Source organism: Streptomyces sp. NPDC101160, assembly GCF_044768205.1.
In the GTDB taxonomy this organism is placed as follows: Bacteria; Actinomycetota; Actinomycetes; order Streptomycetales; family Streptomycetaceae; genus Streptomyces.
In genome coordinates this window covers 1-26,563 of record NZ_JBIWPJ010000010.1, presented here as the reverse complement: position 1 = coordinate 26,563, position 26,563 = coordinate 1, and the positions used below count along the sequence as shown (strand labels likewise).

The following is a 26,563-nucleotide window of genomic DNA, read 5'->3' as shown; positions in this document are numbered from 1 at the left end:
CCCGGCCGTCAGCCGGTCAGCGCCCGGACCCCTGCCGTGACGAGCACGGCCGCGCCGACGACGACCAGGAACGGGGCCCTCAGGAGCAGTGCGACGGCCGCCGCGCCGAGGCCGGCGGCGCGGGCGTCGAGGGTGAGCGTGCCCTGGGCACTGAAGGTCTGCTGGGCGGTGAGGGCCGCGAGCAGGGCGACCGGGACCAGCGCGGCGAGCTTCTGGACGAGCGGGCGTTCCAGGGTGTCGGCCGGGACGAGCAGGCCGAGCAGTTTGACCAGGTAGCAGCCGGCGGCGGTCAGCGCGATGGCGAGCCAGACGTTCATCGGACACTCTCCTTGCGAGGGTCACGGCGGTCGCCGGGGGCGCGGCGGTCGCCGGGGGCCCGGTCTTCGCGGGGGTCGCGGCCTTCGCCGGGGGCGCGGTCTTCGCGGCGGTCGCCGGGGGCGCGGTCTTCGCGGGGGTCACGGCCTGCGCGGCGGCCCCGGAGCCAGAGCACGGCAGGTGCGGCGAGCGCGGCGGCCAGGACCGGCACGCCGGCCGGGAGCACGGGCAGCAGGCCCAGGCCGAGCAGCACGGCGAGGGCGGCGGTGGCACGTTCGGTGGCGGTCTTCAGCATGGGCGCCAGCAATGCGAGGAAGACCGCGGGGCCGGCCGCGTCCAGGCCCCAGACGCGGGTGTCGCCGATGGCCTCCGCGCCGAGCGCGCCGAGCAGCGTCGAGACGTTCCACAGCACGTACAGGCTGAGGCCGGTGACGGTGAAGCCGATGCGGGCGGCCCGGCGGGTGGGCTGGGCGAGGGCCACGGCCGTGGTCTCGTCGATCACCCACTGCGCGGCGAACGGCCGCACGAGCCGGCGCAGCGCGAGCAGCTGGGACAGCCGCAGCCCGTAGAAGGCGTTGCGGGTGCCGAGGAAGAAGGCCCCGGCGGCGGCCGTGAACGGGTTCCCGCCCGCCGCGAGCGCGCCCACCAGGGCGAACTGCGAGGCGCCGGTGAAGACGAACAGGCTCAGCACGCAGGTCTGGAGCAGGCTGAGCCCGGAGCCGGCCGAGGTCACACCGAAGGCGAAGCCGGAGAGCCCGACGGCGATGCCGACCCCGAGGGCGTCGCGCACGACGGCGGCGTCGCTCTTGGCGGGGGTCGCAGGGGGCTCGGGAGGCTCTTCACGTACGGGTATCGCGGGAGATGCTGTCTGTTCTGCCACGTCAGCGACGGTACGAGGGCGGTTCGCGACCGGTCTTGTACGTTCTTGCGCCGGCCGCCTCGCGGGGGCCGCGGCCCGGTCAGCGCGCTTTGCGGGCCCGCTGGTACGCGCCCGGCGGCACCCCGATGCTCCGGGTGAAGTGCCGGTTGAGGTGCGACTGGTCGGTGAACCCGACCGTGACGGCCGCCTCGGCCGGTGGCGTTCCCGCGTCCAGGAGGCGCCGGGCCCGCCGGACCCGGGCGTCGGTCAGCCAGGTGTGCGGCGGCATCCCGTACGCGGCCCGGAACGCCCGCAGCAGCGCGAAGGGGCTGGTGCCGAGCTCGGCGGCGAGCCGCTCCAGGGTCGGCGGCTCGGCCATCCGCTCCTCCAGGAGCGCACGCGCGCGTGCCGCGTCCCGTGCTCCCGCCGCGCGCGGGGCCAGCGGGGTGATCCGGCCGCCGTGGCTGCGCAGCATCCGCGCGGTGACCAGCCGCAGCAGGCTGTCGGCGGCGAGCGCGTTGCCCTCCTCGGCGGCCCGGTGCACGCCGACGACGAGCTGGGCCGCGTACGGGTCGTCCACGACGGGCGTGGTGAAGCCGACGCCGCCGCGCAGCGCGATCGTGTCGTCCGCGATGGCGCGGATCAGCTCGGCGTCGGGGTAGATCGTGCGGTACGTCCAGCCCTCGGGCACGCCGGCGTGCCCGGTGTGCGGGGTGTCGGGGTTGACCAGCGCGATCTGGCCGGGACCGGCCTGCACGAGGTCGCTGCCGTAGTGGAACGCCTCGACGCCCTCGGTGATGGCCGCGAAGACGAAGCTCTCGTGCGTGTGCCGGGAGAACGACTTGCGCACGTAGTGCGCGTGCAGCAGATCCACCCCGGGCAGCCCGACCGGCTGCCAGTACCGCGCTCGTTCCCCGGCCCGCCCGGGGCCGCCGCCCGGCGCCCCACTCCGGTCGCCCTCGGCAACCGCGTGCCCCCGCGGCCGCACCGCGCCCCGGCCGTCCCCGCCCCCGCGAACCGCCGCACCCGCGCCCCCGACGCCCGGCACACCACCCCGGCCGCCCGCGGCGCCCGCCTCTCCACGCGGCCGCACCCCGGTCCGGTCGGCAGTCGGCCGCCACGGGCCGGGCCCGCCGGTGCCGGGCGGCGCCGAGCCCGACGCGTCGCGGCTGCCGGGCTGCGGCGTCACAGACGTCCGGTCCTCGTCGCCGTTCTGCGCGTCAGAGCTCGCCATATCCTCATTCTGCGCCACCTCCGCAACCCGCCCACCGGCAGGTTTCCCCAGGTCCGGGCGGTTGTCAGTGGCGGGGTGCACGATGGGGGGCATGGTCAGGTCCGCACTCGACTCGTTCTCCCCCGCGACCCGCAGCTGGTTCACCGGGGCCTTCAGCGCGCCCACCGCCGCGCAGGAAGGCGCCTGGCGGGCCATCGGCGCGGGTTCCGACGTGCTCGTGGTGGCGCCGACCGGTTCCGGCAAGACGCTCGCCGCGTTCCTGGCCTCGCTCGACCGGCTCGCGGCCACGCCGCATCCCGCCGACGCGAAGAAGCGCTGCCGGGTGCTGTACGTGTCGCCGCTGAAGGCGCTCGCGGTCGACGTGGAGCGCAATCTGCGCTCGCCGCTGACCGGCATCCGCCAGGAGTCGGTGCGGCTCGGGCTGCCGGAGCCCGACGTCAAGGTGGGCATCCGCTCGGGCGACACCCCGGCCGCCGAGCGGCGGGCGCTCGCGACGCGGCCGCCGGACATCCTGATCACGACGCCCGAGTCGCTGTTCCTGATGCTGACGTCGGCCACGCGGGACGCGCTCGCGGGCGTGGAGACGGTGATCCTGGACGAGGTGCACGCGGTCGCCGGGACCAAGCGCGGCGCGCATCTGGCGCTGTCCCTGGAGCGGCTGGACGAGTTGCTGCCGCGCCCGGCCCGCCGGATCGGCCTGTCGGCGACGGTGCGGCCGGTGGAGGAGATCGCCCGCTACCTCTCGCCACAGCGGAAGGTGGAGATCGTCCAGCCGCCGTCGGGCAAGGAGTTCGACCTCTCCGTGGTCGTGCCGGTGGAGGACATGGGCGAGCTGGGTGGCTCGCCCGCGTCCGACGCCGCGGAGGGCGGCGACCGGCCGTCGATCTGGCCGCACGTGGAGGAGCGGATCGCCGATCTGGTGCAGGCGCACCGCTCGACCATCGTCTTCGCCAACTCGCGCCGCCTCGCCGAGCGGCTGTGCAACCGGCTGAACGAGATCGCGTACGAGCGGGCCACCGGCGAGGCCCTGCCGGACGGCGCGCCGCCCGCCGAGATCATGGCGCAGTCGGGCGCGGCGCAGGGCGCGCCGCCGCTGCTGGCCCGGGCGCACCACGGCTCGGTCTCCAAGGAGCAGCGTGCCCAGGTCGAGGAGGACCTGAAGGCGGGCCGGCTGCCGGCCGTGGTGGCGACGTCCAGTCTGGAGCTGGGCATCGACATGGGCGCGGTGGACCTGGTCGTGCAGGTCGAGTCGCCGCCTTCGGTGGCCTCCGGGCTGCAGCGCGTGGGCCGCGCGGGGCACCAGGTGGGTGCGGTGTCGACGGGCGTGGTCTTCCCGAAGTACCGGGGCGACCTGGTGCAGTCGGCGGTGGTGACCGAGCGGATGCGGACCGGCTCCATCGAGTCGCTGCGGGTCCCGGCGAACCCGCTGGACGTGCTCGCCCAGCAGCTGGTGGCGATGGTCGCCCTGGACAGCTGGCAGTTCGACGACCTGCTGGCGACGGTCCGCCGGGCGGCGCCGTTCGCGGCGCTGCCGGAGTCGGCGTTCACGGCGGTCCTGGACATGCTGGCCGGCCGCTATCCCTCCGACGCCTTCGCCGAGCTGCGCCCCCGCGTGGTGTGGGACCGGGTGGCCGGCACGGTCACGGGCCGGCCCGGCGCCCAGCGGCTCGCCGTCACCTCGGGCGGCACCATCCCCGACCGGGGCCTCTTCGGGGTGTTCCTGGCCGGCTCCGACCCGAAGAAGGGCGGGGGCCGGGTCGGTGAGCTCGACGAGGAGATGGTGTACGAGTCGCGGGTCGGCGACGTCTTCACGCTCGGCACGACCTCCTGGCGCATCGAGGACATCACCCGGGACCGGGTCCTGGTCTCGCCCGCGCCGGGTGTGCCGGGCCGGCTGCCGTTCTGGAAGGGCGACCAGCTGGGCCGCCCGCTCGAACTGGGCCGCGCGGTCGGCGCGTTCCTGCGCGAGGTGGGCGCCCTGACCCCGGAGGACGCCCGGCTGCGGCTGCTCGCCGCCGGGCTCGACGCCTGGGCCGCGGAGAACGTGATCGCGTATCTGGCCGAGCAGCGCGAGGCGTGCGGCCATGTGCCGGACGACCGGACGATCCTGGTGGAGCGGTTCCGCGACGAGCTGGGCGACTGGCGGGTGGTCATCCACTCCCCGTTCGGCGCGCAGGTGCACGCCCCGTGGGCGCTGGCGCTGAGTGCCCGGCTCGCCGAGCGGTACGGGATGGACGCGCAGGTCATGCATGCCGACGACGGCATCGTGCTGCGCCTGCCGGACGCGGATCTGATGGGTCTCGACCTGCTCGACAGCGAGCCGGTGGACCCGGGCCGGTTCGGCGACACCACCTTCGACAGCGAGCAGGCGCCCGTGGGCGCCGCCGATGTCGCCTTCGACAAGGGCGAGATCGAGCAGATCGTCACCGACCAGGTCGGCGGCTCGGCCCTGTTCGCCTCCCGGTTCCGGGAGTGCGCGGCGCGCGCCCTGCTGCTGCCCAAGCGCAATCCTGGCAAGCGCACCCCGCTGTGGCAGCAGCGGCAGCGGGCGGCGCAACTGCTGCAGGTGGCGAGCGAGTTCGGCTCGTTCCCGATCGTCCTGGAGGCAGTCCGCGAGTGCCTCCAGGACGTCTTCGACGTCCCCGGGCTGCGCGAGCTGATGGGCGACCTGGAGGCGCGCCGGGTGCGCCTGGTCGAGGTCACCACGCCGGAGCCGTCCCCGTTCGCCCGCTCGCTGCTCTTCGGGTACGTGGCGCAGTTCCTGTACGAGGGCGACTCGCCGCTCGCCGAGCGCCGGGCGGCCGCGCTCTCGCTCGACTCGCGGCTGCTCGCCGAGCTGCTCGGCCAGGCGGAGCTGCGCGAGCTGCTCGACGCGGACGTGCTCACCGAGCTGGAGCGGGAGCTCCAGTGGCTCACCGAGGACCGGCGGATCAAGGACGTCGAGGGCGTCGCCGACCTGCTGCGGGTGCTCGGGCCGCTGACGGACGCGGAGCTGGCCGAGCGCGGCGCGGAGGCCGACTGGGCGGCGGAGCTCGGCCGGGCCCGGCGGGCGATCCGGGTGCGGATCGGGGGCGCCCACCACTGGGCGGCGATCGAGGACGCGGGCCGGCTGCGGGACGCGCTCGGCACGGCGCTCCCGGTGGGCGTGCCGGAGGCGTTCACGGAGCCGGTGAAGGACCCGCTGGGCGATCTGCTCGCCCGCTTCGCCCGCACCCACGGCCCGTTCACCTCCTCGCAGGCCGCCGCCCGCTTCGGCCTCGGCCCGGCGGTCACCGACGGTGCCCTGCAGCGCCTGGCCGCCGCCGGCCGGGTGGTCCAGGGCGAGTTCCACCCGTCCGGCATCGGCCAGGAGTGGTGCGACGCCGCCGTGCTGCGCCGGCTGCGCCGCCGTTCCCTCGCCGCGCTGCGGCACGAGCTGGAGCCGGTCCCGCCGGCCGCGCTCGCCACCTTCCTGCCCCAGTGGCAGCACCTGGGCGGCAGCAGCCTGCGCGGGATCGACGGCCTGGCCCGGGCGATCGAGCAGCTGCAGGGCGCGCCGGTGCCCGCCTCCGCCCTGGAGAAGCTGATCCTGCCGTCCCGGGTGCGGGACTACGCGCCGGGCATGCTCGACGAGCTGACGACGACCGGCGAGGTCGTCTGGGCGGGTGCGGGGGCGCTGCCCGGCAAGGACGGCTGGATCTCGCTCTATCTGGCGGACGCGGCGCCGCTGCTCCTGCCGCCGCCGCACCCCTTGGAGCTGACCGGGCTCCACGAGTCGGTCCTCACCGCGCTCTCCGGCGGGTACGGGCTGTTCTTCCGCCAGATCGCCGACCAGGTGCGGGCCACCACCCACCCGGACGCCACCGATCCGCAGCTCGCCGACGCCCTGTGGGACCTGGCCTGGTCCGGGCGGCTGACCAACGACACCCTGGCCCCGCTGCGCTCGCTGCTCGGCTCGGGGCGGACGGCCGGTTCGACCGCCCACCGTGCCCGTCGCACGGTCCCGCGCGGCCGGTACGGGACGCTGAGCGCGGCCGCCCGCCCGGCCTCCCGCACCGGGCCGCCCACGGTGAGCGGCCGCTGGTCGCTGCTGCCGCCGCTGGAGCCCGAGCCGACGCACCGCGCGCACGCCCTGGCCCGTACGCTCCTGGACCGGCACGGCGTGGTCACCCGGGGCGCGGTGGCCGCCGAGGGCGTCGAGGGCGGCTTCTCGGCGACGTACCGGATCCTGTCGGCCTTCGAGGACAGCGGGCAGGCCCGCCGCGGCTATGTGGTGGAGGGCCTGGGCGCCGCCCAGTTCGCCATGGACGGGGCGGTGGACCGGCTGCGCGCGGCCGCGAACGCGCGGGACCGGGGCGCCGAGGAGGGCGCCGGCCCGCGCGCGGTGGTGCTCGCGGCGGCCGATCCGGCGAACGCGTACGGGGCCGCCCTGTCCTGGCCCGAGCCGCCGACCGGCGCCGGTCACAAACCGGGCCGCAAGGCGGGCGCGATGGTCGTCCTCGTCGACGGCGAGCTGACGCTCTACATGGAGCGCGGCGGCAAGACGCTGCTCTCCTGGCCCGTCGACCCGGACGCCCCGGCGCTCCGGGCGGCCGCCGAAGCCCTGGCGGCGGCCGCCTTGGCGGGCTCGCTCGGCACGGTCACGGTGGAGCGGATCAACGGCGCGACGGCCCTGACCTCGCCCCTCGCCCGCCCGCTGGAGGCCGCCGGCTTCCACGCCACGCCCCGGGGCCTGCGGCTGCGGGCCTGACCCCGGCGGCGTGGCCCGGACGGGCCCAACCCTCGCGGGCCTGACCCGAGCGTGGCCCGGACAGGCCCAACCCTCGCGGGCCTGACAACGGCGGCGCGGCCCGGTCGGACCCGATCTTCGCGGGCCTGACCTCGGCAAGCGCGGCCCGGACAGGCCCGACCTTCGCGGGCCTGACCCGGCGGCGCGGGATGATGGGTCCATGCCCGAAGGAGACACCGTCTGGTACGCGGCCCATCGGCTCGACACGGCGCTCGCCGGCCGGGTCCTGACGCGTTCCGATCTCCGCGTGCCCCGGTTCGCGACGGCCGATCTCACCGGCCGCCGGGTGCTCGACGTCACCCCGCGCGGCAAGCATCTGCTCACCCGGGTCGAGGGCGGGCTCACGCTCCACTCGCATCTGCGGATGGACGGCGTGTGGCAGGTGTACGCCACGGGCGAGCCTCCGCGCGGCGGGCCCGCGCACCAGATCCGGGCGATCCTCGGGAACGCGGAGTTCACGGCGTACGGCTACCGGCTGCCGGTCCTGGAGCTGATCCGTACCGCGGAGGAGGAGAGGGCGGTCGGCCATCTCGGGCCCGATCTGCTCGGCCCGGACTGGGATCCCGCGGAGGCGGTCCGCAGGCTGGGCGCCGACCCGGCCCGGCCGCTCGGCGAGGCACTGCTCGACCAGCGCAATCTCGCCGGGATCGGCAACGTCTACAAGTCGGAGCTGGCGTTCCTGGCCGGCGTCACGCCCTGGCTCCCGTTCGGCGAGCTGGGCCCCGGCGTCCCCGAACGCCTGGTGGCCACCGCCCACCGGCTCCTGGAGCCGAACAAGGACCGCCCGGGCATGCGCACGACCACGAGCCGCCGCGGCGAGCGGCTGTACGTGTACGGGCGCGAGGGCCGCCCCTGTCCGCGCTGCGGGGGCCCGGTCCACAAGGCCGAGCTGGCCGACCGGGTGACGTACTGGTGCCCGGGCTGCCAGCGAGGCCCGCAGCAGGAGCCGTAGCGAGGCCTCCTCGTCCGGACTCCCACGCGTGGCGCCGTAAAAGCCGTAAAAGCCGGACCGACTAATTGACGATCCGTCAGATACGGTCGTACCGTCCGGACATGGCCCTCACTGCCCGCACGGCGTACGACCTCACCGGCCGCACCGCGTTCGTCACCGGCGCGGCGAGCGGCATCGGCCGCGCGACCGCCGAACTCCTCGCCGAGGCGGGCGCGACCGTGCACTGCGCGGACCGCGACGAGCCCGGCCTCAAGGAGACCGCGGCCCGGATCGGGCGCTCGGGCGGCACCGCGCACGCCCACGTCCTGGACGTCACCGACCGCGCCGCGCTCTCCGCCGCCGTACGCGCCGCGGGTCCACTGCACGTGATGGCGGCCGTCGCCGGGATCATGCACACGAGCACGGTCCTGGAGACCCGCGACGAGGACCTCGACCGGGTCCTCGCGGTGAACTTCAAGGGCGTGCTGCACGCCTGCCAGGAGGCCGCCCGTTCGATGATCGAGCACGGCGTGCCCGGCTCCGTCGTCACCATGGCCTCGGGCGCGATGGACACCGCGAGCCCCGGCCTGCTCTGCTACAGCGTCACCAAGGCGGCCGTGGTGCAGCTGACCAAGACGCTCGCCGCCGAGGTGGGCCGGCACGGCATCCGGGTCAACGCCGTCGCCCCGGGCTGGGTCCGCACGCCCATGACCGACCGCCACGAGCCCGCCGCCCAGGAGCAGGCCGAGGCCACGATGGCGCGCGTCTCACCGCTGGGCCGGGTGGGCGAACCGGAGGACATCGCGCACGCGGTGCTCCATCTCGCCTGTGACGCCTCGTCGTTCACGACGGGTCAGATCCTGCGTCCCAACGGCGGCGTCGCGATGCCCTGGTGACCCCGCCCCACGTGGCCCCGCGCTTCCCGGACGAGGCGGCCACGTGCACGGGCAACAGGCTCAGCCCCCAACCGCCCGCGGCCACCGCCCCCTCGACCGGTCCCGTCTCCCCCGGCACCAGCAGCAGACGCAGCACCGCCCACCACCAGAGCCCACCGGCCACCAGTCCGGCCGCGACCAGCATGAGCGTCACCAGCGGAACCCGTCGCCGTACCATGGCCGCCTCCTCCGGTCGACGCTAGTCCCGCAGGATCACCCGGCGGGAGGGCGCACAAGAGGCAAGCCCGGCGCACGGGGCCGCATCGCAGCCCGTACCCTCCAGGCGCACGTACTCCACCATGGCATGCCACCCCCGGACTCGGCATCTGCAACGGAACAGCCCCGGCCGGCACCCGTACAGGGCACCGACCGGGGCCTCACGCCATTCCGGTTCGTACTTCCGGTTCGTGCTTCTGGTTCGTGCTTCTGGTTCGTGCTGCGCCGTCAGGCAGCGACGACGTCGACGGCCTCCGCGGGCGCCTTGATGGTCACCCGTTCGGGCACACCGGTCACCGACGTCACCGACACCGAATTGAGCATCGGTCGCACCGGTGCTCGCATCGGCTCACCGGCCGCCGCCGACTGGGCCAGTTCGGCCAGTGACAGCTCGTCGCTCACTTCACGCATGAGCTCGGACATCCGTACGTCCAGCGCGTCGCAGATCGCGGAGAGCAGCTCGGAGGAAGCCTCCTTCTGCCCCCGCTCCACCTCGGAGAGATAGCCGAGCGAGACTCGGGCGGACGAGGAGACTTCGCGCAGAGTACGGCCCTGGCGCTGGCGCTGCCGACGCAGCACGTCACCCAGCAGGCGACGGAGCAGAATCATCGGTGGCTCCCTCCTCGGACCGCGTAGCCGCATCCTTCACGCCCCACCGTACCGCCTCGCGCCGCGGCCGTGCGGGGAGCGATGTCGTGTTCACTCATGGCTGCAAACATCATTCTCCCCCGTTCTGTTCCGTATCCTGTGCCCGCGCATTTTCCGAGTGTTCGTCGGCGAGCAGTTCACACAGCAATTCGAGCACGCTCCGTACACTCTCTCTACGGATTTCCGCTCGACCGCCGTTCAACCGCAACGAGGCCACCTTCCCCGCTCCGGCCGCCCCCGCGGCCTCCCCCGGCGGGCCCGCCACGGCCACGTAGACCGTCCCCACGGGCTGCCCGTCCTGCGGCTCGGGCCCGGCCACGCCTGTCGTCGCGGCGCCCCAGTCGGCGCCGAGCCGGTCCCGCACACCGGCCGCCATCTGCAGCGCGACCTCCGGGTCGACCGCACCGCGCTCCGCCAGAAGGGTGCCGTCCACGCCGAGCAGCTGCTCCTTGAGGGGCGTGGCGTAGGCCGTGACGGAGCCGCGGAAGGCTTTGGAGGCCCCGGGCGCGTCCACGAGCGTCGCGGCCACCAGACCACCCGTGAGGGACTCCGCGACGGCAAGCGTGTGACCACGCTCCGCGAGCAGCTCCAGCACCCGGGCGGCCTGGTTCATCGTGTCTCCGTCCCTCCGGACGTTCCACCGGCCGTGCTCCCGGCCGTCTCCGCGGCCGCCGCCCGTTCCGCGGCGAGTCCGCGCCGGCGCAGCACGACCGCCTGTCGCACATAGTCCAGACCGGTGACGACCGTCAGCACGACGGCGACCGCCATCACCCACCAGCGGAGGGTGGCGAGCGGGCCGACGAGCGCGAGCACGTACATGCCGACCGCCGTGCCCTGCGCGAGGGTCTTCATCTTGCCGCCGCGACTGGCCGGAATGACCCCGTGCCGGATCACCCAGAACCGCATCAGCGTGATGCCGAGCTCCCGGGCGAGGATCACCGCGGTCACCCACCACGGCAGGTCGCCGAGGGAGGACAGGCAGATCAACCCGGCCGCCATGATCGCCTTGTCGGCGATCGGGTCGGCGATCTTCCCGAAGTCCGTGACCAGGTTGTACGTGCGTGCCAGATGCCCGTCGAAGACGTCCGTGATCATGGCCACCGCGAACGCCGCCCACGCCCAGGCACGCCAGGCGGGGTCGTGCCCGCCGTCCTGGAGCAGCAGCACCACGAAGCCGGGCACGAGCACCAGGCGGATCATGGTGAGGATGTTGGCGATGTTCCAGAGGCTGGCCTGATTGACGGCCGCAGCGCCCAGCTTCCCGCGGGGCGCAGGCCTTCCGGTCCCGCCCGTCGCGGATGCCGGCACTCCGGTCATCTGCCCGCCTCCTCAGCCATCAGACACTCGGCCACGAGGTCGACGCCCTCGGTGGCGACCACCTCGACCCTGACCATACGGCCCGGAGCCAGGCCGAGGCCCTCGGCCGAGTCCGCCGTGACGATCACCTGGCCGTCGGTCTCCGGCGCCTGGTGGGCGGCGCGGCCGATCCAGCCGTCCTCCTCCTCGTCGAAGGACTCGACCAGTACCTCCAGGGTCTCGCCGATCCGCTCCTCCGCGCGCTGCGCGGTGAGCTCCTCGGCGAGCCGGGACAGGTGGGCGAGACGCTCGTCGACCACGTCCTGCGGCAGCTTGTGCTCGTACGTGGCGGCCTCGGTGCCGTCCTCGTCGGAGTAGCCGAAGACGCCGATGGCGTCGAGCCGGGCGTGGGTGACGAAGCGTTCCAGCTCCTTGAAGTCCGCCTCGGTCTCGCCGGGGAAGCCGACGATGAAGTTGGAGCGGGCACCGGCGGTCGGGGCCTTGGAGCGGATGGTCTCCAGGAGCTCCAGGAAGCGGTCGGTGTCGCCGAAGCGGCGCATCGCCCGCAGCACGTCGGGGGCGCTGTGCTGGAAGGACAGGTCGAAGTACGGCACGACCTTCTCGGTCGAGGTGAGCACGTCGATCAGACCGGGGCGCATCTCGGCGGGCTGCAGGTAGCTGACCCGGACGCGCTCCAGGCCGTCGACGGCGGCCAGCTCGGGCAGCAGGCTCTCCAGGAGGCGGATGTCGCCGAGGTCCTTGCCGTACGAGGTGTTGTTCTCGGAGACCAGCATGATCTCCTTCACGCCCTGCTCGGCGAGCCAGCGGGTCTCGTTCAGCACGTCGGACGGGCGGCGCGAGACGAAGGAGCCGCGGAAGGACGGGATGGCGCAGAACGAGCAGCGCCGGTCGCAGCCGGAGGCCAGCTTCACGGAGGCGACGGGGCTGGTGTCCAGACGGCGGCGGAGCGGCGCACGCGGCCCGGAGGCGGGCGCGAGGCCCTCGGGGAGGTCGGAGGGCACATTCGCCGGGGGAACAGCCGCCACGGCGGCCTCAGGCGCCTCGGCGGTGTCCCCGTGCCCCGGCAGGGCCACGGACGCCGCGGCCTGCTGGCGCTCCACGGGCGACAGCGGCAGCAGCTTGCGCCGGTCGCGCGGGGTGTGCGCCTCGACGCTGCCACCGCTGAGGATGACCTGGAGGCGGTTGGAGATGTCGGCGTAGTCGTCGAAGCCGAGCACACCGTCGGCCTCGGGCAGCGCGTCGGCGAGCTCCTTGCCGTAGCGCTCGGCCATGCAGCCGACGGCGACGACGGCCTGGGTGCGGCCATGGTCCTTCAGATCATTGGCTTCGAGGAGGGCGTCGACGGAGTCCTTCTTGGCGGCCTCGACGAAGCCACAGGTGTTGACGACGGCGACGTCTGCGTCCTCGGCGTTCTCGACGAGCTCCCAGCCGTCCGCTGCCAAGCGGCCTGCGAGCTCCTCCGAGTCCACCTCGTTACGGGCGCAGCCGAGAGTGACAAGGGCGACGGTACGGCGTTCGGGCATGGACTCAAGACTACTTCGTCCCGGCCGTACCTCCGTCGCGCAGGGTTCACCTGCGCGACGGCCGTCACATCCTGCACGGGGCTCAGCCCGCTTCGGGGTCGCCCTTGGTGTACGTCAGGCGCTGCACCTGGCCGGACTCGAAGGTGTCCTCGATCTTCTTCCCGTTGACGTAGAGCTCGATCGGGCCGGCGTTGCCGAGGATGAGATCGACGCGCTCGTCGTCCTGGAAGGTCTTGGACTCGCCCGCCTGGAGCAGCCCGTCGAAGAGCAGCTTGCCGTCGTGGGCCTTGGCCGAGATCCAGCTCTTGTCGCCGACCGCGGTCAGCTTGACCGTGACCTTGTCCGCCGGGACCGCCGCGATGGCGCTCTCGGACGGCACGGGCTTGGTCGTGGCCGGCTTGACCGGCTTGGGCTTGGCCGGCGCGGGTGCCGTCGGGCCGGCCTTGGTGGCGGGGGCCGGGCCCTCCGCGACGGCGCCGCCGGTGCCCGGGTCGGTGCCGTTGAACATCGTGAAGCCGACGAAGCCGACGACGGCCACGATCGCCGCGACCATGGCGGCGGTCCAGTTGGGGCGGCGGGGCTCGGGGCGGATGCGTTCCGCCTCGAACAGCGGGGCGGCGGGGGTGGGCGAGGGACGGCCGCCGTGCTGGGCGTCGTACTGCTCGATCAGCGGTGCCGGATCGAGCCCGACGGCGCGCGCGAGCGTACGGACGTGCCCGCGGGCGTAGACGTCGCCGCCGCAGCGCGAGAAGTCGTCCTCCTCGATCGCCTGCACGATCGGGGCGCGCACCCGGGTGGAGGCGCTGACTTCTTCGACGGTGAGACCGGCGGCGACACGGGCCTGCTGGAGGGCACGACCGATCGAATCCCGGTCATCTGCCGGGAAGTTCCGGTCGTCCTCGGGGGATTCGGGGGAGTTGCCGATGGACACGGGAGCGCCTTTCGAGCGTGTAGCCACCTGCTGGATGTTCAGTCTATGGGTGGTACGAAAGGGTGGGGCAACCGGGCGGGCGCGTTTGTACGCCGTTCGTACGGCCCGAGGGCGGGGACACGGGCTTCCCCCTCCCTTCCAACTTGACGTACGGCCAAGGGAAACGGTTGCCCTCGTTCCCTTACGAGTGAGTCTCGGCCGGGTCTCGTTACGGCAGCCCCGCCCGCCCGGCCCCTGACTCCCCCTTGCTCCGTGCCCCTTACTCCCCGCCGCGGATCAGCGCGAGTACCCCGTCCAGCTCGTCCGGCTTGACCAGTACGTCCCGCGCCTTCGAGCCCTCGCTCGGTCCGACGATGTTCCGCGACTCCATCAGGTCCATCAGCCGGCCGGCCTTCGCGAAGCCCACCCGCAGCTTCCGCTGGAGCATCGAGGTGGAGCCGAACTGGGTCGAGACGACCAGCTCGGCGGCCTGGCACAGCAGGTCGAGGTCGTCGCCGATCTCCTCGTCGATCTCCTTCTTCTGCTTGGTGCCGACGGTGACATCGTCCCGGAAGACCGGCGTCATCTGGTCCTTGCAGTGCTGGACGACGGCGGCGACCTCGTGCTCGGTGACGAAGGCGCCCTGCATGCGGGTCGGCTTGTTGGCGCCCATCGGCAGGAACAGGCCGTCGCCCTTGCCGATCAGCTTCTCGGCGCCCGGCTGGTCGAGGATGACCCGGCTGTCGGCGAGCGAGGAGGTGGCGAAGGCGAGCCGCGAGGGCACGTTCGCCTTGATCAGGCCGGTGACGACGTCCACGGAGGGCCGCTGGGTGGCGAGCACCAGGTGGATGCCGGCCGCGCGGGCCAGCTGGGTGATGCGGACGATCGCGTCCTCGACGTCCCTGGGCGCGACCATCATCAGGTCGGCGAGCTCGTCGACGATCACCAGGAGGTACGGGTACGGCTGGAGCTCGCGCTCGCTGCCCGGCGGCAGCTGCACCTTGCCGTCCCGGATCGCCTGGTTGAAGTCGTCGATGTGCCGGAAGCCGAAGGCGGCCAGGTCGTCGTAGCGCAGGTCCATCTCGCGCACGACCCACTGCAGCGCCTCGGCGGCCCGCTTGGGGTTGGTGATGATCGGCGTGATCAGGTGCGGGATGCCCTCGTACGCGGTGAGTTCGACCCGCTTGGGGTCGACGAGGACCATCCGGACGTCCTCCGGGGTCGCTCTTATCATCACCGAGGTGATCAGGCAGTTGATGCACGAGGACTTGCCGGAGCCGGTGGCGCCGGCGACCAGGATGTGCGGCATCTTCGCCAGGTTGGCCATCACGTAGCCGCCCTCGACGTCCTTGCCGAGCGCCACCAGCATCGGGTGGTCGTCCTCCGCGGCCTCGGCGAGCCGCAGCACGTCGCCGAGGTTGACCATCTCGCGGTCGGTGTTGGGGATCTCGATGCCGACCGCGGACTTGCCCGGGATCGGCGAGATGATCCGCACGTCGGGGCTGGCCACGGCGTACGCGATGTTCTTGGTGAGCGCGGTGATCTTCTCGACCTTGACGGCCGGGCCGAGCTCGACCTCGTAGCGGGTGACCGTCGGGCCGCGGGTGAAGCCGGTGACGGCCGCGTCGACCTTGAACTCGGAGAAGACGTTGGTCAGCGACTCGACGACGGCGTCGTTGGCGGCGCTGCGGGTCTTGCCGGGGCCGCCGCGCTCCAGGAGGTCCATGGAGGGCAGGGCGTACGTGATGTCGCCGGCGAGCTGCAGCTGCTCGGCGCGCGGCGGCAGGTCGGTCGGCTCGGGCGCCGGCTTCGTCAGGTCGGGCACCGCGCCGCCGGACCGGTCCTTGGCGGCGCCCCGCGCGGTCGGCACGGGCGCGGCGGCCGGGGCCTCGTCGACCGCTTCGGGCGCCTCGCTCGGGGCCGCGGCCCGCTCGGCGGTGACGTCCCTGGTCAGGTCGGCGACCAGCGGGGACGGCGGCATGCCGCCCAGCACGACCCCGTCGAGCGCGGCGGCCGCCGCGGCGGCGACGTCGACCGGGTCGAGCCCTCCGGTGTCGAACGCGGACGCGGGCGGCGTACGGCGCCGGCCGCGCCGCTCCAGGGCGTCGGCCTCGGCGCGGTCCGGGTCGTACTCCCGCCCCTGCCCCGGGGCGCGGCGGCGCACCGGACGGGCGGCCCGGGGCGCGTCGTCCCGCCAGTCGTCGCCGTACTCCTCGTAGCCGCCGGCCTCCTCGGGGTCGTACTCCGGTTCGACGATGCCGAGCCGGGCGCCGAGAGCGCGGAGGCGCTGCGGGATGGCGTTGACGGGGGTGGCGGTGACGACGAGCAGTCCGAAGATCGTGAGCAGCACGAGCAGCGGCACCGCCAGGACCTCGCCCGTCATGAAGACGAGCGGCTTGGAGGCGGCCCAGCCGATGAGCCCGCCGGCGTCCTGCATGGCCTGGGTGCCGTCGCCGCGGCCGGGCGAGCCGCAGGCGATGTGGACCTGCCCGAGCACGCCGATGACCAGCGCGGACAGGCCGATGACGATGCGGCCGTTGGCCTCCGGCTTCTCCGGGTAGAGGATCAGCCGGACGGCGATCGCGCCGAGCAGCAGGGGGACGAGCAGGTCGAGCCGGCCGAAGGCGCCGGTGACCAGCATCTCCACCAGGTCGCCGACGGGGCCGCGCAGATTGGACCAGGTGCCGGCGGCGACGATCAGGGCGACGCCGAGCAGCAGCAGCGCGAGTCCGTCCTTGCGGTGCGCCGGGTCGAGGCCCTTGGCGCCCCGCCCTATCCCCCGGAGCATCGCTCCGACGGCGTGCGCGAGGCCGAGCCAGAGGCCGCGCGCCAGCCGGTAGACGCCCCCGGTCGGGGACGGCGCCGGGCGCGGTGCGGGCTTCTTCGCCGCGGTCTTGCGCGCGGGCGCGCGCCCGCCTGCGGCGGCCTTCCTGGCCGGCGCCTTCTTCGCGGGAGGCTTGGCGGGGGACTTGGCGGGCGCCGCCTTCTTCGCGGTGCCGCTCGTACGGCCGGCGGCTCGCTTCGCGGTGCCCGCCGTGCCCTGGGAACCCTTGCCGGACGTACGTGAGGCCATGGTGCTGAGGTTACCGGTGTACGCCGCCGGGGAAACACGCTCACCCGTTCGTGTCGTGCCTGCCGGGGCGCGAAACTGACGCCCGTTCACGGTGGGCGCCGGCGAGCTGACCCTCCGTCAGTTCTGTGCGGGCAGCGTCGGTGCCGCGCCCGCCCCCGGCTCCAGCGCGTCGAGCGCCCGGCGCAGCCCGGTGAGCTTGCGCTCCAGGTGCGCGGCGGTGGCGACGGCGGCCGCGTCGGCCGAGTCGTCGTCGAGCTGCTTGGAGAGCGCCTCGGCCTGCTCCTCGACGGCGGCGAGCCGGGCCGACAGCTCGGCGAGCAGCCCCGCGGACTCCTTGGTCTGGCCGCCGGGGCCGCTGCCCTCCAGCTGGAGCCGGAGCAGCGCGGCCTGCTCGCGCAGCTGGCAGTTCTTCATGTACAGCTCGACGAAGACCGACACCTTGGCGCGCAGCACCCACGGGTCGAACGGCTTGGAGATGTAGTCGACCGCGCCCGCCGCGTACCCCCGGAAGGTGTGGTGGGGGCCGTGGTTGATGGCGGTGAGGAAGATGATCGGGATGTCCCGGGTCCGCTCCCGCCGCTTGATGTGCGCGGCCGTCTCGAATCCGTCCATGCCGGGCATCTGGACGTCCAGCAGGATGACCGCGAAATCGTCGGTCAGCAGCGCCTTGAGCGCTTCCTCCCCGGAGGATGCCCGCACCAGTGTCTGATCGAGCGCGGAGAGAATGGCCTCCAGCGCCAGCAGATTCTCCGGCCGGTCATCGACCAGGAGGATCTTGGCCTTCTGCACCATGCCCCGTCCTCCTCGTCCCGGCTCTGCCTCGCTCCGGCTCCGTGAGCCGGGGACAGCACCGGGCGCCGCCCCAGATGACGGCTCCCATGCGCCGTCCGTCCTTGTGCCGGTCATCGTAGCCGCACCCCACCCGTCGCCACACCCTGTCACCGCATTGTCACGGAGCACACAAGCCCTGCCCGTACGTCGAACGCGGCGGGAGACCAGAAGGTTCCCCGTCCGGCGGGCTCTCACACCCGCCTGGCGACGGTCCGCCGGAGCCGGGGCCCGCGAGCCCGGCCCCGGCCCGGATGGATCCGCCGGACGGGCGCGCCCTAGCGCCCCTCCCCCCTCATCCACTGCTGCATGACCGTGAGCAGATGGTCCGGGTCGACCGGCTTGGTGACGTAGTCGGAGGCGCCGGAGTCGATGGCCTTCTCCCGGTCGCCCTTCATCGCCTTGGCGGTCAGCGCGATGATCGGCAGGCCGGCGAACTGCGGCATCCGCCGGATCGCGCTGGTCGTCGCGTATCCGTCCATCTCGGGCATCATGATGTCCATCAGCACCACGGACACGTCCTCGTGCTGTTCCAGGACCTCGATGCCCTCCCGGCCGTTCTCCGCGTAGAGCACCGCGAGCCCGTTCTGCTCCAGGACGCTGGTCAGCGCGAACACGTTGCGGATGTCGTCGTCGACGATCAGCACCTTCTCGCCCGCGAACGAGAACACCGGACGCGGATCGGCCTCCGCCCGCTCGTCGCCCGCGGCGAGCTCGTCGTTTCCGGACTGCCCGGCCTGTCCGGGCAGCTGTGCCCGCTGCGGGGACGTCTTGCGGCGGTGCCGGAAGAGCGCACCGGCCCCCGAGCGGGCCTCGGCCGGCGCGGGTGCGGGTGCGAAGTGCACCATGCCCTCGGCGAACCCGGCGCCGCCCTCGTGCCCGTAGCGGCCGTCCTGGCCGTCGGGGCCCTCGTATCCCTCCATGGGGTCCTGGTCGGTGCCGGAGTGCGCGGGCGCGGTCGGGCTCAGCGGCAGGTACAGGGTGAAGGTCGAGCCGCGGCCCGGCTCACTCGCCGCGTAGATCTCGCCGCCGAGCAGGCGGGCGATCTCCCGGCTGATGGACAGGCCCAGGCCCGTACCGCCGTACTTGCGGCTGGTGGTGCCGTCGGCCTGCTTGAACGCCTCGAAGATGACCCGCATCTTGCCGGCAGCGATGCCGATGCCGGTGTCCGTGACCGAGAAGGCGATCAGGTCGCCGTCCGCGTCGCGCAGCGTCCCGGCCTCCAGGAGCTGCTCCCGGATCGACTGCGGCACGTCCGCGCCGGCGGGCCGGATGACCAGTTCGACGGCACCGGTGTCGGTGAACTTCACCGCGTTCGACAGGAGGTTGCGCAGCACCTGCAGGAGCCGCTGCTCGTCGGTGTGGAGCGTGGCGGGAAGCTCCGGCGAGACCCGCACCGAGAAGTCCAGCCCCTTCTCCGCGGTGAGCGGGCGGAAGGTGGCCTCCACGTAGTCGACGAGCTGCACCAGCGCGATCCGGGTGGGCGAGACGTCCATCTTGCCCGCCTCGACCTTCGACAGGTCGAGGATGTCGTTGATCAGCTGGAGCAGGTCGGAGCCGGCGCCGTGGATGGTCTCGGCGAACTCGACCTGCTTGGGCGTCAGGTTGGAGTCGGCGTTGTCGGCGAGCAGCTTGGCGAGGATCAGCAGCGAGTTGAGCGGGGTGCGCAGCTCGTGCGACATGTTGGCCAGGAACTCGGACTTGTAGCGCATGGAGACCGCGAGCTGCTCGGCGCGCTCCTCCAGGACCTGCCGGGCCTCCTCGATCTCGGTGTTCTTCACCTCGATGTCGCGGTTCTGCCGGGCGAGCAGCTCGGCCTTCTCCTCCAGCTCGTCGTTGGAGTTCTGGAGCTCCATCTGCCGGTTCTCCAGCTCAGCCGACCGCTCCCGCAGCTGCTCGGTGAGCTCCTGCGACTGCTTGAGCAGCACCTCGGTGCGGGTGTTGACGCTGATGGTGTTGACGGTGGTGGCGATCAGCTCGGCGATCTGGTTGAGGAAGTCGCGCTGGATCTGGGTGAACGGCTGGAAGGACGCCAGCTCGATGACGCCGAGGACGCGGCCCTCGAACAGCACCGGCAGCACGATCACATGGGCCGGCGCGGCCTCGCCGAGACCGGAGGAGATCTTCAGATACCCCGGCGGCACGTTGACCTGGATGGTCCGCTTCTCCTCGGCTGCCGTGCCGATGAGCGTCTCGCCCGGCCGGAAGGAGGTCGGCATGGAGCCGGCGGAGTAGCCGTAACTGCCGCGCATCCGCAGCTCGTACGAGCCCTCGCCCTCCCCCACCGGTTCGGCGTCGCTGTTGGCGGAGCCGGTCGGCATCGCCACGAAGAAGGCGCCGTGCTGCGCGGAGACGACCGGCGTCAGCTCGCTCATGATGAGCGAGGCGACGTCCTCCAGGTCCCGCCGGCCCTGCATCAGAGCGGAGATCCGGGCCAGGTTGCCCTTCAGCCAGTCCTGCTCGTCGTTGGCGAGCGTGGTGTCGCGCAGGTTGGCGATCATGGTGTTGATGTTGTCCTGGAGGGCCTGGATCTCACCGGCCGCGTCCACACCGTCGATCTTGACGTTGAGGTCGCCGCGGGTCACCGCGGTGGCGACGGCCGCGATCGCCCGCACCTGCCGGGTCAGGTTCCCGGCCATCTCGTTCACGGACTCGGTCAGGTCCCACCAGGTGCCCTCGACGTCCCGGACCCGGGCCTGACCGCCGAGCTGGCCGTCGGTGCCCACCTCGCGGGCCACCCGGGTGACCTCCTCGGCGAAGTTCGACAGCTGGTCGACCATCGTGTTGATGGTGCTCTTCAGCTCCAGGATCTCGCCGCGCGCGTCGATGTCGATCTTCTTGGTGAGATCGCCCTTGGCGATGGCGGTGGTGACGGCGGCGATCTGGCGCACCTGACCGGTCAGGTTGTCGGCCATCGAGTTCACCGACTCGGTCAGGTCCTTCCAGGTGCCCGACACGCCGGGCACCCGCGCCTGGCCGCCCAGCTCGCCCTCGGTGCCCACCTCGCGGGCCACCCGGGTCACCTCGTCGGCGAACGACGACAGCGTCGTCACCATCGTGTTGACGGTGTCGGCGAGCTCGGCGACCTCGCCGCGGGCCTCGACCGTGACCTTCTTCGTCAGGTCGCCGTTGGCGACGGCCGCGGAGACCCGGGAGATGTTCCGCACCTGGCTGGTCAGGTTGTTGGCCATCAGGTTGACGTTGTCGCTCAGGTCCTTCCAGATGCCGGTGACCCCGCGCACCCGGGCCTGGCCGCCGAGGATGCCCTCGGTGCCCACCTCACGGGCCACCCGCGTCACCTCGTCGGCGAAGTTCGACAGCTGGTCGACCATCGTGTTGACGGTCGTCACCAGCTCCAGGATCTCGCCCTTGGCGTCGACGGTGATCTTCTTCGACAGGTCGCCCTTCGCGACCGCCGTGGTGACCTCGGCGATGTTCCGGACCTGGAAGGTCAGGTTGTTCGCCATCATGTTCACCGACTGGGTCAGGTCCTTCCAGGTGCCGGAGACCCCCTGCACCTCGGCCTGACCGCCCAGGATGCCCTCGGTGCCCACCTCGCGGGCCACCCGCGTCACCTGGTCCGCGAAGCTGGAGAGCTGGTCCACCATCGTGTTGAGGGTGTTCTTCAGCTCCAGGATCTCGCCGCGCGCGTCCACGTCGATCTTCTGCGACAGGTCACCGCGGGCGACCGCGGTGGCGACCTGCGCGATGTTGCGCACCTGAGCCGTCAGGTTCCCGGCCATGCCGTTCACCGAGTCCGTCAGGTCCCGCCACACACCGGCGACACCCGGCACCTGCGCCTGACCGCCCAGCCGCCCGTCCGTGCCCACCTCGCGGGCCACCCGCGTCACCTGGTCCGCGAACGCGGACAGCTGGTCCACCATCGTGTTGATGGTGTTCTTCAGCTCCAGGATCTCGCCGCGCGCGTCCACGTCGATCTTCTGCGACAGGTCACCGCGCGCCACGGCCGTCGTCACCTGGGCGATCTGCCGCACCTGCGAGGTCAGGTTGCCGGCCATGAAGTTCACCGAGTCGGTCAGCTCGCGCCACCGGCCCGACACGCCGTCCACCCGGGCCTGACCGCCGAGCCGGCCCTCGGTGCCCACGTCCCGCGCCATCCGGGTCACCTGGTCGGCGAACGAGGAGAGCTGCGACACCATCGTGTTGACGGTGTTCTTCAACTCCAGCATCTCACCGGCCACGTCGACCGTGACCTTCTGCGACAGGTCACCGTTGGCCACCGCCGTCGTCACCTGCGCGATGTCCCGCACCTGGCCGGTCAGGTTGCGGAACGCCGTGTTCACCGAGTCGGTGAGGTCCTTCCAGGTGCCCGCCGCGCCCGGCACGTGCGCCTGACCGCCCAGCAGACCCTCGACGCCGACCTCCCGCGCCACCCGGGTCACCTCGGAACCGAACGCCGAGAGCTGGTCCACCATCGTGTTGACGGTGTTCTTCAACTCCAGCATCTCACCGGCCACGTCGACCGTGACCTTCTGCGACAGGTCACCGTTGGCCACCGCCGTCGTCACCTGCGCGATGTCCCGCACCTGCGTGGTGATGTTCCGGAAGACCGTGTTGACCGAGTCCGTGAGGTCCTTCCAGGTGCCCGCCGCGCCCGGCACCTGCGCCTGACCGCCCAGCAGACCCTGCGCGCCGACCTCGCCCGACACGCGCGTCACCTCGTCCGCGAAGGTCCGCAGCGTCTCCGTCATCTGGTTGATGGTGTCCGCGAGTTGCGCGATCTCGCCGCGCGCCGACACCCGTACCTTCTGCGACAGGTCACCGTTGGCGACCGCGGTGGTCACCTCCGCGATCCCTCTCACCTGATTGGTGAGATTTCCGGCCATCGTGTTGACGGAGTCGGTGAGGTCCTTCCACACACCGGCGACCCCGGCCACATCGGCCTGACCGCCCAGCTCGCCCTCCGTGCCCACCTCACGGGCCACCCGGGTCACCTCGGACGAGAACGACGACAGCTGGTCCACCATCCGGTTGACCGTGTTCTTCAGCGCCAGCATCTCGCCGGCCACGTTCGCCGTGACCTTCTGCGACAGATCACCGTTGGCCACCGCCGTCGTGACCAGCGCGATGTCCCGCACCTGCGCCGTCAGCCGGTTCGCCATCGTGTTGACCGAGTCCGTCAGGTCCTTCCACGAACCCGACATCCCCCGCACCTGGGCCTGACCGCCCAGAATGCCCTCGGTGCCCACCTCGAGGGCGACCCGCGTCACCTCGTCCGCGAACACCGACAGCTGGTCGACCAGGTTGTTCACCGTACGGGCGACCTTCAGGAACTCGCCCCGCAGCGGCCGCGTCGTACCGTCCGTACCCTCCGAACGCAGCTCCATCCGCTGCTCCAGGTCACCCTCGGCCACCGCCGAGAGCACCCGGCTCACCTCGGACACCGGCCGCGCCAGCTCGTCCACCAGCGCGTTCGCCGCCTCGACCGCCGAGGCCCACGCCCCCTCGCCGGCGCCCGTCTCGAGCCGCTCCGACAGCTTGCCCTCGCGGCCCACCACCCGGCGCACCCGCGAGATCTCCCCGGTCAGATGCGTCTGCCGGTCCGCGACCTCGTTGAAGACGGCCGCGACCTCCGCCATGATCCCGTCACCCGAGACCGTCAGCCGCTTGCGGAAGTTCCCGTCGCGCATCGACACCAGCGCGGCGAGCAACCGCTGCAGCGCCGCCGCGTCCACCTGCACCGTGCCCCCGCCCCGGGACCGGCCGCCGCCCTTCGGCCGCGCACCGCCACCGCGCCGCGTCGTCGTGCCAGACTCCACCGTGTCCCTCCCGAGGGGGTCGACCGGACCGTTCGGTCTCTCGCAATCAGCCTGCCCAGTGTTTCACCGGCTCCGAACCAGGCGATAACAGTTCGGCAGCTTCGCACAACGTCCCCACGTCCGAGGGACGCAAACAAGGACGCAAACGGGGACGCAAAGTGCGTGACCGGCATCCGCCGGGGCAATGAAGGTAAGTAACCTGGCATCCGGCTGTCCAACCGCCCCGGACCGCCCGGCGGGGGCGGGACGGCGCGAAGCGAGCACGGGCAGCGGGAGGGGCAGACCGACCATGGCAGAGCCGGGCGTCGAAACGCGTACGAGGAGTTCAGTGATCACCGCGCGGGCGGCTGCCAGTTTCGAACCCGTCGGGCGGTCCGTCGCGACCGCCCGCGCCTTCGTCCGGGACACGCTCCAGGGCTGGGGCTACGCCGAGGTCGTCGACGACGCGGTCGTCCTCACCAGCGAACTCGTCACCAACGCCGTCGTCCACGCCGGCACCGCCGCCGACGTGCTCTGCCTGCGCCGCGACGACGGCGTCCGCATCGAGGTCGCCGACCGCTACCCCGAGCGCGAGATCCCCGTCCAGCAGAGCCGCACCGCGCACAGCCACGACCGGGAGAACGGCCGGGGCCTGCTGCTTTGCGCCGCGCTCGCCGCCCGCTGGGGCGTCGACTACAGCCCCACCCGCAAACACGTCTGGTTCCATCTAGACATCCCCGAGCGCCCCGTCGGCACCCGCTCCGCGGGCCCCGTCCTGCCCGACCCGCTGCTCCCCCTCACCGACAGCCGGGTCCGCGTCGCCGTCGTCCAGCTCGACGCCGAGGGCGCCATCACCTCCTGGAACGAGCACGCCGAGGAACTCTTCGGATACGGCTCCGAGCAGGTCACCGGCAAACCCCTCGGCGACCTCGCCGCCTGGCCGCACACGCCCGGCATCGGCACCGGCCTCGCCGAGGCCCTCCGCCTCTCCCGCTGGGAGGGCAGCTACGGCATCCGCTGCGCCGACGGCCGCGTCATCCCCGTCTACGCCTCGCACCTCCGCGTCCGCGACGCCCAGGGCGAACCGTCCACCGTCTGCCTCCTCGTCCGTGAGTACGAGCGCGCGGTCCTCCAGACCCCGCAGCGCCCCGCCGGCGCCGAGACCGGCCCCGAGAGCCGCGGCACCGCCGCCGACCCCTTCGAGGTCTTCATCGGCTCCCCGGCCCCCGACGACCTCGACGGCCTCCTCCAGCGCACGGTCGAACGCGCCCGCGACATGCTCGACGGCGACTCCGCCTTCCTGCTCCTCGCCACCGACGACGAGACCGAACTGGAGGTACGGGCCACCACGGGCCTGCCCTCCGCCCGCCAGCGCTTCGCCCGCGTCCCCGTCGAGACCGGCGCCAGCCGCTACGGCTCCGCCCGCATGCCCGCCGTCCACGAGGACCTGGCCGCCGTCCCCGGCGCCGTGCCCCTCCTCGAAGGCACCGGCATGCGCTCGGTCGTCACGGTCCCGCTCAAGGTCGAGGGCCGCCTCACCGGCTCCCTCGGCGTCGCGGCCGAGACCGCCAACCGCTACTCCAACGAGGAGGCCCTGCGCCTCCAGTTCGCCGCCGACCGCATCGCCCTGGCCGTGGAATCCGCCCGCCTCGGCGAACTCGAACGGCTCCGCCGCGGCTCCCTCAGCTTCCTCGTCGAGGCGTCCGACCTCCTGGCCGGCACCCTCGACCGGGACCAGACGCTGGCCCTCATGGCCCAGATGACGGTCCCCACCCTGGCCACCTGGTGCGCCGTCTACACGATCGCCGACCAGGCCTCCGACCCGTACCTCTCCTATGTCCTGCACGAGGACGAGGACCTGATCGACGGTCTGAAGGCCCTGCTCTCCTCCATCGACCCGCCGGACCCGGTGCCCACCCCGGGCGCCCGCGTCTGGACCGCCCCCGGCGACGCCGCCCACCGCTCCGCACTCAGCGCCTCGATGCGCGAACTCGACGGCCCCGCCGGTCCGGTCTCCTCAGGCATCCACACGGCGCTCGCCACGGCGGCCGCCGTCGGCGGCGAGACCGTCGTGCTGCCGCTCGTGGCCCGCAACCGCGTCATCGGCATGCTGACGCTCGGCCGGCCCACCGACGACCACTTCCGCCAGGAGAGCCTGGAACTCGCCGAGGACCTGTCCCGCCGAGCCGCCCTGGCCCTGGACAACGCGCGCCTCTACTCGGAGCGCATGGCCATCAGCCAGTCGCTCCAGCGCAGCCTGCTGCCGCCCGGCCTCCCGGACATCCCCGGCGTCGAGGTCGACGTCATCTACCGCGCGGCCGGCGAGGGCAACGAGGTCGGCGGCGACTTCTACGACCTCTTCCCCATCAGCGACGGCGCGTACGGCTTCGCCATCGGCGACGTCTGCGGTACGGGCCCCGAGGCCGCCGCCGTCACCGGCCTGGCCCGGCACGCCCTGCGCCTCCTCGCCCGCGAGGGCTTCGGCGGCCCCGCCGTCCTGGAGCGCCTGAACGCGGCCATCCTCGACGAGGGCGCCCGCAGCCGCTTCCTCACCCTCCTCTACGGCGAGATGCGCCCCCAGGAGGACGGCTCCGCGGTCCTCAAGGTCGTCTGCGCCGGCCACCCGCTGCCGCTCCGCCTCAGCCAGGACGGCACGGTCCGCCCGGCCGCGGACCCGCAGCCGCTCCTCGGCGTCATGGACGACCTCGAGCTGTACGAGCAGACGGTCACCCTCGACCCGGGCGACGTCCTCCTGTGCGTCACGGACGGCGTCACCGAACGCCGCGAGGGCACCAGGATGCTGGGCGACGACGGCCTCGCCGAAGTCCTCCGCTCCTGTACGGGCCTGACGGCCGGCGCGGTCGCCTCCCGTGTGCTGCGGGCGGTCGAGCGCTTCGCCCAGGCACCGGCCTCCGACGACATGGCCATCCTGGCCCTGCGCATCCCGGAGCCGCACCACCAGTAAGCCGGTGAGGAAGCGGGCCGGCCCCCGACGGGGGCCGGCTTCTTCTCTGGTCAGATTCTCTGGTCACCAAACGCAAAAAGCCCCCGCCTATTGGCGGGGGCCTTTTCTCTGAGCCCTTTAACGGAATCGAACCGTTGACCTTCTCCTTACCATGGAGACGCTCTGCCGACTGAGCTAAAAGGGCGGGTTGTTCGGCGGCGTCCTACTCTCCCACAGGGTCCCCCCTGCAGTACCATCGGCGCTGAAAGGCTTAGCTTCCGGGTTCGGAATGTAACCGGGCGT

At 72.8% G+C, this 26,563-nt stretch carries 16 protein-coding genes, 1 tRNA gene and 1 rRNA gene; 4 read left to right on the top strand and 14 right to left on the bottom strand.

Annotated elements, in window-relative coordinates; translation table 11 throughout:
• Positions 1-8: 8 nt before the first annotated feature.
• The 3 genes from ACIRSU_RS30010 to ACIRSU_RS30000 all read right to left on the bottom strand — a co-directional run bounded on the left by ACIRSU_RS30010 (position 9) and on the right by ACIRSU_RS30000 (position 2,408).
• On the bottom strand, positions 9-317 hold the full coding sequence (locus ACIRSU_RS30010) for an AzlD domain-containing protein (protein WP_403798668.1): 309 nt from the start codon (positions 315-317) through the stop codon (positions 9-11).
• Complete coding sequence (locus ACIRSU_RS30005) at positions 314-1,195, bottom strand: AzlC family ABC transporter permease (RefSeq protein ID WP_403798665.1); 882 nt, start codon at positions 1,193-1,195, stop codon at positions 314-316. The genes ACIRSU_RS30010 and ACIRSU_RS30005 overlap by 4 nt, the downstream gene beginning before the upstream one ends.
• 79 nt (positions 1,196-1,274) lie before the next feature.
• Positions 1,275-2,408 carry an AraC family transcriptional regulator gene (locus ACIRSU_RS30000; protein WP_403798662.1) on the bottom strand — a complete coding sequence of 378 codons (1,134 nt, stop codon included), beginning with the start codon at positions 2,406-2,408 and terminating at the stop codon, positions 1,275-1,277.
• A gap of 91 nt (positions 2,409-2,499) precedes the next feature.
• Between ACIRSU_RS30000 and ACIRSU_RS29995 the strand changes: the two genes are divergently transcribed.
• The 3 genes from ACIRSU_RS29995 (at position 2,500) to ACIRSU_RS29985 (ending at position 9,003) form a co-directional block, all read left to right on the top strand.
• Positions 2,500-7,137, top strand: coding sequence for an ATP-dependent helicase (locus tag ACIRSU_RS29995; RefSeq protein WP_403798659.1), 4,638 nt, complete (start codon positions 2,500-2,502; stop codon positions 7,135-7,137).
• Between the two features lie 199 nt (positions 7,138-7,336).
• Positions 7,337-8,128, top strand: coding sequence for a DNA-formamidopyrimidine glycosylase family protein (locus tag ACIRSU_RS29990; RefSeq protein ID WP_403798656.1), 792 nt, complete (start codon positions 7,337-7,339; stop codon positions 8,126-8,128).
• A gap of 101 nt (positions 8,129-8,229) precedes the next feature.
• Positions 8,230-9,003, top strand: coding sequence for an SDR family NAD(P)-dependent oxidoreductase (locus ACIRSU_RS29985; RefSeq protein WP_403798654.1), 774 nt, complete (start codon positions 8,230-8,232; stop codon positions 9,001-9,003).
• Here the strand turns inward: ACIRSU_RS29985 and ACIRSU_RS29980 are convergent.
• The 9 genes from ACIRSU_RS29980 to ACIRSU_RS29940 all read right to left on the bottom strand — a co-directional run bounded on the left by ACIRSU_RS29980 (position 8,951) and on the right by ACIRSU_RS29940 (position 23,337).
• Positions 8,951-9,220, bottom strand: coding sequence for a hypothetical protein (locus tag ACIRSU_RS29980; RefSeq protein ID WP_403798651.1), 270 nt, complete (start codon positions 9,218-9,220; stop codon positions 8,951-8,953). The two genes, ACIRSU_RS29985 and ACIRSU_RS29980, sit on opposite strands and share 53 nt — an antisense overlap.
• Before the next feature lie 266 nt (positions 9,221-9,486).
• Positions 9,487-9,867 (bottom strand): helix-turn-helix domain-containing protein, encoded by a 381-nt coding sequence (locus ACIRSU_RS29975; RefSeq protein ID WP_403798648.1) that lies wholly within the window; start codon positions 9,865-9,867, stop codon positions 9,487-9,489.
• A 109-nt stretch (positions 9,868-9,976) separates the two neighbouring features.
• Positions 9,977-10,519 (bottom strand): CinA family protein, encoded by a 543-nt coding sequence (locus ACIRSU_RS29970; protein ID WP_403798645.1) that lies wholly within the window; start codon positions 10,517-10,519, stop codon positions 9,977-9,979.
• On the bottom strand, positions 10,516-11,223 hold the full coding sequence (gene pgsA / locus ACIRSU_RS29965; RefSeq protein ID WP_403798642.1) for a CDP-diacylglycerol--glycerol-3-phosphate 3-phosphatidyltransferase: 708 nt from the start codon (positions 11,221-11,223) through the stop codon (positions 10,516-10,518). The genes ACIRSU_RS29970 and pgsA overlap by 4 nt, the downstream gene beginning before the upstream one ends.
• Complete coding sequence (gene rimO / locus ACIRSU_RS29960; RefSeq protein ID WP_403798639.1) at positions 11,220-12,746, bottom strand: 30S ribosomal protein S12 methylthiotransferase RimO; 1,527 nt, start codon at positions 12,744-12,746, stop codon at positions 11,220-11,222. The genes pgsA and rimO overlap by 4 nt, the downstream gene beginning before the upstream one ends.
• An 82-nt stretch (positions 12,747-12,828) precedes the next feature.
• The gene (locus tag ACIRSU_RS29955) at positions 12,829-13,677 is read right to left on the bottom strand and encodes a RodZ domain-containing protein (protein WP_403798636.1); all 849 of its coding nucleotides are present in this window, start codon (positions 13,675-13,677) and stop codon (positions 12,829-12,831) included.
• Positions 13,678-13,936: 259 nt separating this feature from the next.
• Complete coding sequence (locus ACIRSU_RS29950; RefSeq protein WP_403798633.1) at positions 13,937-16,729, bottom strand: DNA translocase FtsK; 2,793 nt, start codon at positions 16,727-16,729, stop codon at positions 13,937-13,939.
• A 117-nt stretch (positions 16,730-16,846) separates the two neighbouring features.
• On the bottom strand, positions 16,847-17,521 hold the full coding sequence (locus ACIRSU_RS29945) for a two-component system response regulator (RefSeq protein WP_403798631.1): 675 nt from the start codon (positions 17,519-17,521) through the stop codon (positions 16,847-16,849).
• A 314-nt stretch (positions 17,522-17,835) separates the two neighbouring features.
• Positions 17,836-23,337, bottom strand: coding sequence for a HAMP domain-containing protein (locus tag ACIRSU_RS29940; protein WP_403798629.1), 5,502 nt, complete (start codon positions 23,335-23,337; stop codon positions 17,836-17,838).
• Positions 23,338-23,626: 289 nt separating this feature from the next.
• Between ACIRSU_RS29940 and ACIRSU_RS29935 the strand changes: the two genes are divergently transcribed.
• A complete protein-coding gene (locus ACIRSU_RS29935; RefSeq protein ID WP_403798626.1) occupies positions 23,627-26,281 on the top strand; it encodes a SpoIIE family protein phosphatase in 2,655 nt (884 codons plus the stop codon).
• A gap of 111 nt (positions 26,282-26,392) precedes the next feature.
• Here ACIRSU_RS29935 and ACIRSU_RS29930 read toward each other — a convergent pair.
• Together ACIRSU_RS29930 and rrf are read right to left on the bottom strand one after the other, a co-directional pair.
• Positions 26,393-26,465 (bottom strand) — tRNA-Thr (locus ACIRSU_RS29930).
• Positions 26,466-26,470: 5 nt separating this feature from the next.
• Positions 26,471-26,563 (bottom strand): 5S ribosomal RNA (gene rrf, locus ACIRSU_RS29925); the annotation flags it as partial.

Excerpts from the sequence above, each read along its gene's own strand:
- ACIRSU_RS30010 (WP_403798668.1), bottom strand. The coding sequence starts at position 317 with ATGAACGTCTGGCTCGCCATCGCGCTGACCGCCGCCGGCTGCTACCTG.
- ACIRSU_RS30000 (WP_403798662.1), bottom strand. The coding sequence starts at position 2,408 with ATGGCGAGCTCTGACGCGCAGAACGGCGACGAGGACCGGACGTCTGTG.
- ACIRSU_RS29995 (WP_403798659.1), top strand. The coding sequence starts at position 2,500 with ATGGTCAGGTCCGCACTCGACTCGTTCTCCCCCGCGACCCGCAGCTGG.
- ACIRSU_RS29990 (WP_403798656.1), top strand. The coding sequence starts at position 7,337 with ATGCCCGAAGGAGACACCGTCTGGTACGCGGCCCATCGGCTCGACACG.
- ACIRSU_RS29985 (WP_403798654.1), top strand. The coding sequence starts at position 8,230 with ATGGCCCTCACTGCCCGCACGGCGTACGACCTCACCGGCCGCACCGCG.
- ACIRSU_RS29980 (WP_403798651.1), bottom strand. The coding sequence starts at position 9,220 with ATGGTACGGCGACGGGTTCCGCTGGTGACGCTCATGCTGGTCGCGGCC.
- ACIRSU_RS29975 (WP_403798648.1), bottom strand. The coding sequence starts at position 9,867 with ATGATTCTGCTCCGTCGCCTGCTGGGTGACGTGCTGCGTCGGCAGCGC.
- ACIRSU_RS29970 (WP_403798645.1), bottom strand. The coding sequence starts at position 10,519 with ATGAACCAGGCCGCCCGGGTGCTGGAGCTGCTCGCGGAGCGTGGTCAC.
- pgsA (WP_403798642.1), bottom strand. The coding sequence starts at position 11,223 with ATGACCGGAGTGCCGGCATCCGCGACGGGCGGGACCGGAAGGCCTGCG.
- rimO (WP_403798639.1), bottom strand. The coding sequence starts at position 12,746 with ATGCCCGAACGCCGTACCGTCGCCCTTGTCACTCTCGGCTGCGCCCGT.
- ACIRSU_RS29950 (WP_403798633.1), bottom strand. The coding sequence starts at position 16,729 with ATGGCCTCACGTACGTCCGGCAAGGGTTCCCAGGGCACGGCGGGCACC.
- ACIRSU_RS29945 (WP_403798631.1), bottom strand. The coding sequence starts at position 17,521 with ATGGTGCAGAAGGCCAAGATCCTCCTGGTCGATGACCGGCCGGAGAAT.
- ACIRSU_RS29935 (WP_403798626.1), top strand. The coding sequence starts at position 23,627 with ATGGCAGAGCCGGGCGTCGAAACGCGTACGAGGAGTTCAGTGATCACC.